At 31.4% G+C, this 7,919-nt stretch carries 5 protein-coding genes; all 5 read right to left on the reverse strand.

The genetic code is table 11. The features are described 5' to 3' along the window. Nucleotides 1-244: 244 nt before the first annotated feature. On the reverse strand, nt 245-958 hold the full coding sequence (locus ACIQ11_RS07110) for an FRG domain-containing protein (RefSeq protein WP_396153987.1): 714 nt from the start codon (nt 956-958) through the stop codon (nt 245-247). A gap of 70 nt (nt 959-1,028) precedes the next feature. Then, on the reverse strand, nt 1,029-2,141 hold the full coding sequence (locus ACIQ11_RS07115; protein WP_396153988.1) for a J domain-containing protein: 1,113 nt from the start codon (nt 2,139-2,141) through the stop codon (nt 1,029-1,031). Between the two features lie 316 nt (nt 2,142-2,457). Beyond that, nucleotides 2,458-4,446, reverse strand: a complete 1,989-nt coding sequence (uvrB, locus tag ACIQ11_RS07120; RefSeq protein ID WP_396153989.1) for an excinuclease ABC subunit UvrB — start codon at nt 4,444-4,446, stop codon at nt 2,458-2,460. A gap of 40 nt (nt 4,447-4,486) precedes the next feature. Beyond that, nucleotides 4,487-4,849, reverse strand: a complete 363-nt coding sequence (locus ACIQ11_RS07125) for a four helix bundle protein (protein WP_353078743.1) — start codon at nt 4,847-4,849, stop codon at nt 4,487-4,489. A gap of 99 nt (nt 4,850-4,948) precedes the next feature. Then, on the reverse strand, nt 4,949-7,762 hold the full coding sequence (gene uvrA, locus ACIQ11_RS07130; RefSeq protein WP_396153990.1) for an excinuclease ABC subunit UvrA: 2,814 nt from the start codon (nt 7,760-7,762) through the stop codon (nt 4,949-4,951). Nucleotides 7,763-7,919: the final 157 nt, after the last annotated feature.

Raw genomic sequence — 7,919 nt, forward strand, 5'->3', positions numbered from 1 at the left:
TTTTTACTTCTGCTTTTACATTTTCGTTTGGTGCAATTCTTTTCCACTTACCTACAAATCTTTGTGGTATAGATAGTATGTTTTCTGTTGTTGTTTGATTGTTTTCTACTTCTGGTGTACTACAACTATATAAAGTTAATATTATTGCTAATGATTGGATCAGTTTTTTCATAATTTTTTTAATTTATTTTTAAAGAATTTTTGTTTTAATAAATTGATTCATTTTTTAACAGCTTTTATACATTCATAATAAACTTTTTTTTATTGTTTCTATTATATTTTCAATTTCATATTCGTATTTTACATAAACTGAATCTTTATTTATATTTTTTTCATAAAGTTTTTTTAGTAAATTTTTTTTTGATAATGGATTTATTGAGTATTTAATTATTACTTCTTGTAAATTTTCTTGTTTATTTAAAGGAAATAGTGATTTATTATAATCTTGAAATGAAAATTTACCATCTTGAACTGAACGCCTTTTTTCTCCAATTTTATTAGTATTATCAGGTTTTATGAAAAAACTACTATTTGAAATTATATTAAGTATTTCTGATTTTGGATTAATTTCAAAATGATCATCACAGTACCAATTTTTGGGTGTTTTATATACCCAAAATTGTCCTATATCATCGAGGTTTCTTTCAATAGCAAAATAAAGTGCAATATCAGGATTTGTAGTCCAATCTAATAATCTTGTTGGTAATCCATAATGTTGTGCCTGCTCAATCCAACGCCATTCATTTTCATAATCATTTGATTCTTCTGATAAATAAATGTATTTTTCTGTTAATTTCATTTCACTTAATACTCTTTTAAATTCGCACAGAATTTTTTTCTCAAGTTCAATTAGATTTTCTTTTTTACTTATATTCCTTGCAATATTTGATTTTAATTCATAACTGTCTTTTGATTGACCTCTATATATTTCACAATAATTATCTCCAATAAATGGCACCCTTCCATTGCGAATCCTATTTACAATTTTTTCAAAATCATAATAATTATTGATGTCGAATTTTTTAATTTCAGAATGGTTCATTTTTAGTAGTATTTGTTTGTGGAATTAGTTTTTTTATGTGAAATAATGCATCGTTTAGTCGCCTACTTATATTTTCTTCTTGTGAACAATCAAATTGAAAACTAAAATAACTTAAATAATTTTTATCATTATTCGATAAATTATATTTAGTCATTTCATTTTTTTTTGTTGTTATTGAGAAATCACAATTTCCTTTATAATCTTTATCCTCATCAAAATATATTGACTCAATTTTTTTTATAGGAATGTTTATTTTATAATTCTTATTTTCAGTCACAGTCATTTTACCTGCTAATCTTTTCACGGCATCATCAGGAAGATCAGTATTTCTATACATTTTTTTCGTTTCGTCATCAACCAAAATTTCTGAAAACTCTGAGCTATATGTTACAATTAGATTATTCTCTGAAATTGAAAAATAGTAGTCATAATATTTTGTTTTGGTTGAAAATGTAAATGTATTTGGTTCTGAATAATGAATATATTCAGTCACATATCTGTTTAGTTTTGAAAGTATCCATTGCTTACTTTCTTTTAAAGATGCATTACTTTCAACTTTTAATTTTTTTTTATCAATGATAGTATCATATTTTACTTCTTGTGTAGAAGAAATTGAATCAAGTGTCAGAGTTGAAATGTTTGACTGAGAACTCTTATTTGAGTTTTGATAATTGTTTTCAAATGTATTAGAATTTTCATATGTGTCAATTAAATCCTTTTCAGCATTTTCTCTAATTGATTTTTGAATTTTTGGTTTTAAAATTGCAATCAATATTATTATTAAAACAAGAATAATTATTATTGAATTATTGAATTTTTTTGATGACTCGCTTTTATTTTGATTATTAGCATTTGAAGTCTTAGTTTTATTTTCTGTTTCCTTATTTTTTGAATCAGTGGAGTTAAAGCTGTTGTTTTTTATTTTTTCATTAACAATTTTTTCATAAGCTTCTTGAATTTCTTTAAAACGCTCTTCAAAATATTTATCACCTTGATTTACATCAGGATGAAATTTTTTTGATAATTTTCTATAAACTATTTTAACTTCTTCTAAAGTTGCGTCTGAAGTTATTCCTAATGTTTTGTAATATTCTGTCATAAATTAAAATTTGAATTTTATTTTTAATTTCTATTACTAAATTATAAACTTAATTTTATAAAAAGTATACGAAAATTGACATTACCTATCGAAAATTGGTGTTATTTTCAAATTCTTTTATAAATATCTAACAAACGTCAGTTTTCTATTTTCAAAAATAAGTAATAAAAATCACATTTCTTTGTAGAATGATTCCTACAAAAATGAAGTAAAAAGTAAAAGGGAAAAAGTTGAAAGTCGAATGTCGAAAGTCGTAAGGGAAAATCGTAAAAGGGTGTTGGAATTTGGAATTTAAAATTTGGAATTTAAATTTTTTTTACAACTTTTCTTGCAATGCTTTTATTTCATCTCTAAACTTGGCGGCTTGCATAAAGTCTAATTCTTTAGCGGCTTTTTCCATTAGTTTTCGTTTGTCCCTAATTTTTTGTTCAATTTCGGGTTTGCTTAGGTACTCGCTTTCGGGTTCGGCGGCTTTATACGCTTGGTTTTCGTAGTATTGTGTAGAAACAGAATTGGCGCTAAAAGCATTGCCCAAACTCTTGTTTAACGATTGTGGCGTTTTGCCGTGTAAGGTATTGTAAGCCGTTTGTTTTTCACGGCGGTAAATGGTTTCGTCAATAGTATGTTGCATACTTGCCGTAATTTTGTCGGCATACATAATGGCTTTTCCGTTAATGTTTCTGGCGGCTCTTCCAACGGTTTGTGTTAACGAACGTTTGCTTCGTAAAAAACCTTCTTTGTCCGCATCTAAAATCGCCACAAGCGATACTTCGGGTAAATCCAAACCTTCACGTAATAAGTTCACGCCAATTAGCACATCAAAAACACCTTTTCGTAAATCTTGCATAATTTCTACACGTTCCAAAGTATCTACATCCGAATGAATGTAACGGCATCGTATCGAAACTTTCGTAAGGTATTTAGCCAATTCTTCTGCCATACGTTTGGTTAGTGTGGTGACTAAAACCCTTTCATCGGCTTCGCATCGCAATTGAATTTCTTCAATTAAATCGTCTATTTGATTCGCACTTGGACGAATTTCTATAATAGGGTCTAATAATCCTGTAGGGCGAATAATTTGCTCTACATACACCCCTTCTGATTTCTGCATTTCATAGTCGGCAGGCGTGGCTGAAACATACAACACCTGATTTTGTAGGGCTTCAAACTCTTCAAATTTTAAAGGGCGGTTGTCCATTGCGGCAGGTAAACGAAATCCGTATTCAACCAAGTTTTCTTTTCTGCTTCTATCGCCACCATACATAGCGTGTACTTGCGATATGGTGACGTGACTTTCATCAATAACCATCAAATAATCGTCTGGAAAATAGTCTAATAAACAGAAAGGACGCGTACCCGGTTCCCGACCATCAAGGTAACGCGAATAGTTTTCGATTCCAGAACAATAGCCCAATTCGCGAATCATTTCTAAATCGAAATTGGTGCGTTCTTCTAAGCGTTTGGCTTCTAAATGTTTGCCAATTTCTCGAAAATATTCGACTTGTTTTACCATATCTTGTTGGATTTCCCAAATGGCTTTTTGTAAAACATCTGGAGAAGTCACAAACATATTAGCAGGATAAATGCTTAACGAATCGTATTTTTCCAATACCTGAGACGTTCGGGCATCAAACGCTTCAATTTCTTCAATTTCATCGCCAAAAAAGTGAATTCGAAACGGTTCATCGCCATAACTTGGAAATACTTCAACCGTATCACCTTTGATACGAAAGGTTCCGGGTGTAAATTCCATTTCGGTACGCGCATATAAACTTTGCACCAATTGATGCAATAATTTGGTTCGTGAAATGGCTTGTCCGCTTTTTAAAGTAATTACATTTTTTTGAAATTCAACAGGATTTCCAATTCCATACAAACAAGAAACCGATGAAATTACAATGATATCTCTCCGGCCAGAAAGTAGGGCAGAGGTAGTGCTTAAACGAAGTTTTTCGAGTTCTTCGTTTATAGATAAATCTTTTTCAATATAGGTTCCCGTTACCGGAATAAAGGCTTCGGGTTGGTAATAATCGTAATATGACACAAAATACTGCACCGAATTATTTGGGAAAAATTGTTTAAATTCCGAATACAATTGTGCCGCAAGGGTTTTGTTGTGTGCTAAAACTAAAGTAGGTTTCTGCACTTCTTGCACCACATTAGCTACTGTAAATGTTTTTCCTGAACCCGTAACCCCTAATAAGGTTTGGTATTTTTCGCCATTGATGATGCCTTTAGCTAATTTTTCAATTGCTTGAGGCTGGTCGCCAGTGGGAACGTAATCGGATACTACTTGGAATTTCATTTGGATTTACGATTTACGATTTTGGATTTACGATTTGGATTTACGATTTATTTCTTACTGTTTTTAATGTGGATACAATGATGGCTGTTATTTCATTTGCTTCTTGTGTTAAAGGAATGAATTCGTTATCTAATTTTAAATTTTGCAACGAAGAAACATCATATAGTAATTCAAGAAAAAAATGACTTTCATCGGCTTCTTCTTCAATAATTTTTAATTTATTAATAAAGTCAGCATTTGATTTTGCTCTTTGGAGCGCTCTATAATTTGCTCCAACAGAACTTGAACATCTAATTAATTGAGAAACATAGGCATTGAATTCTCTTGATTTTGGAAGTTTTGAACATAAAATCCAACAATCTAATGCAAATTTTTTTGTTCGATTTTTCATTATCTCTTTCATAACTAAAATATTTTATATGGCTTATAATCAAACAAAAATCGTAAATAAAATGCCAAATTCCAAATCGTAAATCCAAAATCGTAAATCGTAAATCCCAAATCAACTCAGTTTTTCCGCCAAATATTTCCCTGTCAAGGATTTTTTATTTTTTGCGATTTCTTCCGGTGTGCCAAAAGCGACCAATTGCCCACCATTCTCACCGCCTTCAGGTCCGATGTCGATGATGTAATCGGCACATTTTATAAGTTCTAAATTGTGTTCAATGACAATAATAGAATGTCCTTTATCGATTAAAGCTTCAAATGATTTTAATAATTTTTTGATGTCGTGAAAATGCAAACCGGTAGTAGGTTCATCAAATACGAATAGCATTTTTTCTTTGGTAGCACCTTTCACTAAAAACGAAGCCAATTTTATACGTTGTGCTTCACCCCCAGAAAGCGTAGAAGAAGATTGTCCTAATTGCACATATCCCAATCCAACTTCTTTCAGTGGTTGTAGTTTTTGTGTGATTTTGGTTTGCCCGTGCGTTTCAAAAAAGGCAACCGCTTCATCAATGGTCATTTTTAGTAAATCGTCGATGTTTTTGCCTTCAAAATTCACTTCTAACACTTCTTTTTTGAAACGTTTTCCATTACAAATTTCACATTCTAAATGCACATCGGCCATAAATTGCATTTCAATGGTTACTTCGCCATCGCCTTTACACGTTTCGCATCGTCCACCATCTACATTAAATGAAAAGTGTTTGGCTTGGTAATTTCTTAATTTTGAAGTGGTTTGTTTGGCATATAATTCTCTAATATCATCGTATGCTTTGATATACGTTACTGGATTGGAACGCGAACTTCTTCCAATAGGATTTTGATCTACATATTCAATGTTTTTAAGGTGCGAATAACTGCCTTCTAAACTTGTAAATTGACCCGCTTTTTCTCCAATCCCCGTTAGTTTTTTCTGTAAAGCAGGAAACAATATCTTTTTTACTAACGTACTTTTTCCGCTACCAGAAACACCTGTAATTACGGTTAAGCAATCCAAAGGAAAAGTGACATCAATATTTTTTAAATTGTTTTCTCTGGCGCCAATAATATCTATATGATTTTTGAATTTTCTTCGGACTTTAGGGACTTCAATTTTTTCTTTTCCGTTTAAATATCTCGACGTTAACGAATCTGATTTTAAAATTTCTTTGTACGTGCCTTGTGCGACTAAATTACCACCCAAAGTTCCCGCTTCCGGACCAATATCAATAATCATATCGGCGGCTTTCATTATGTCTTCGTCGTGTTCTACTATAATTACCGTATTGCCTAATTTTTTTAAGTTCAGTAATACTTCAATCAATTTTTCAGTGTCTTTTGGATGTAAACCTATACTTGGCTCATCTAAAATATACATAGAACCCACTAACGAGCTTCCTAATGAAGTAGCTAAATTAATTCGTTGCGATTCACCACCGGAAAGCGATGCGGATTGTCTGTTTAAACTTAAATAATTTAATCCTACGTTATCTAAAAATGCCAAACGGTTTTTAATTTCTAAAAGTAATCGTTTCGCAACTTTTTCATCATATTCCGATAATTCAATGGTATTAAAAAACGGAATTAGTTTAATAATAGGTAAATCTACCAAGTCAGAAATGGTTTTTCCTGCTACTTTAATATTGTTGGTTTCAGTTCGTAAACGTTTTCCGTTACACGTATGGCATTTTGTTTTCCCTCTGTAGCGCGAAAGCATCACACGATTTTGAATTTTATAATTATTGGCTTCTAAATCGGCAAAAAAGGCATTTAAACCTGTGAAATACTTATTTCCATTCCATATAAGTGCTTTGTGTGCGTCTGATAATTCAAAATAAGGCTTATGGATAGGAAAATCAAAATGATGTGAATTGTTTACCAATTGGTCTCTGTACCAACCCATACTTTCACCTCGCCAAGGAAAAATGGCATTTTCATATACAGAAAGCGCAGTGTTTGGTACAACAAGTTCTTCGTCAATGCCAATTACACTTCCGTAGCCTTCGCAAGTAGGACAAGCGCCATACGGATTGTTAAAACTAAATAAATGTATGTTTGGTTCTAAGAAATCCAAACCATCTAATTGAAAATTAGAGTTAAAAACGATGCGATTTGATTTTTCTGGTTCTTGTAAATACAGCTCGCCTTTTCCTTCATAAAATGCTATTTGTAAGGCATCAGCAATTCGGTTTAAGAATTCTTCATCTGATTGTACTACGATTCTGTCAATAACTAATAAAATTTCTTTGTTAGCCATTGTAGATTCGTCAATCATTTCTAATGTTGAAACAAAATCATCTAAACGAACCGTTTGATTGTCTACCAAAACACGTGCAAAACCTTGCTGTAATAAAACGTTAAGTTTGTCGTGTAATTTTCTGCCTTCTTCTAAATGAATAGGAGCTAATAGGAGCCATTTTGTATCAATTTCTAAAGACTGGATGTATTTTACTACATCAGAAACCGTATGTTTTTTAACTTCTTCACCTGAAATTGGTGAATAGGTTCTCCCAATTCTGGCAAATAATAATTTTAAATAATCGTATATTTCTGTTGATGTACCAACTGTAGAACGCGCGTTTGTAGTATTTACTTTTTGTTCAATTGCAATGGCAGGCGCAATTCCTTTAATGTATTCCACTTTCGGCTTGTCTAATTTCCCTAAGAATTGACGTGCGTAGGAAGATAAACTTTCCACGTAGCGTCTTTGTCCTTCTGCATACAGCGTATCAAAAGCCAAACTTGATTTTCCAGACCCAGAAAGTCCAGTAATCACAACCATTTGATTTCTTGGAATGGCGACATCAATATTTTTTAAATTGTGCAATTGTGCCCCTTTAATCAAGATAAATTTTTTGGGTTCTAAAGAAGAAAAATCGGATTGCATCATTGTGTTTTTTATGAGAATGGCAAAGATAAGAATTGTTAAGCGAAAATGATAGTTTGATTGATATTTAGCATTTTTTTAATAAAAGAAGTATTTAAGATAACGTTTTCGTAAATTAAAAACAGATTAAAAACTATACAAAAACTATACAAAAATCATA

This window comes from Flavobacterium sp. (assembly GCF_044361065.1).
Classification (GTDB): Bacteria; Bacteroidota; Bacteroidia; order Flavobacteriales; family Flavobacteriaceae; genus Flavobacterium.

Coding starts and splice junctions, on each gene's coding strand:
- ACIQ11_RS07115 (WP_396153988.1), bottom strand. CDS start 2,141: ATGACAGAATATTACAAAACATTAGGAATAACTTCAGACGCAACTTTA.
- uvrB (WP_396153989.1), bottom strand. CDS start 4,446: ATGAAATTCCAAGTAGTATCCGATTACGTTCCCACTGGCGACCAGCCT.
- ACIQ11_RS07125 (WP_353078743.1), bottom strand. CDS start 4,849: ATGAAAGAGATAATGAAAAATCGAACAAAAAAATTTGCATTAGATTGT.
- uvrA (WP_396153990.1), bottom strand. CDS start 7,762: ATGATGCAATCCGATTTTTCTTCTTTAGAACCCAAAAAATTTATCTTG.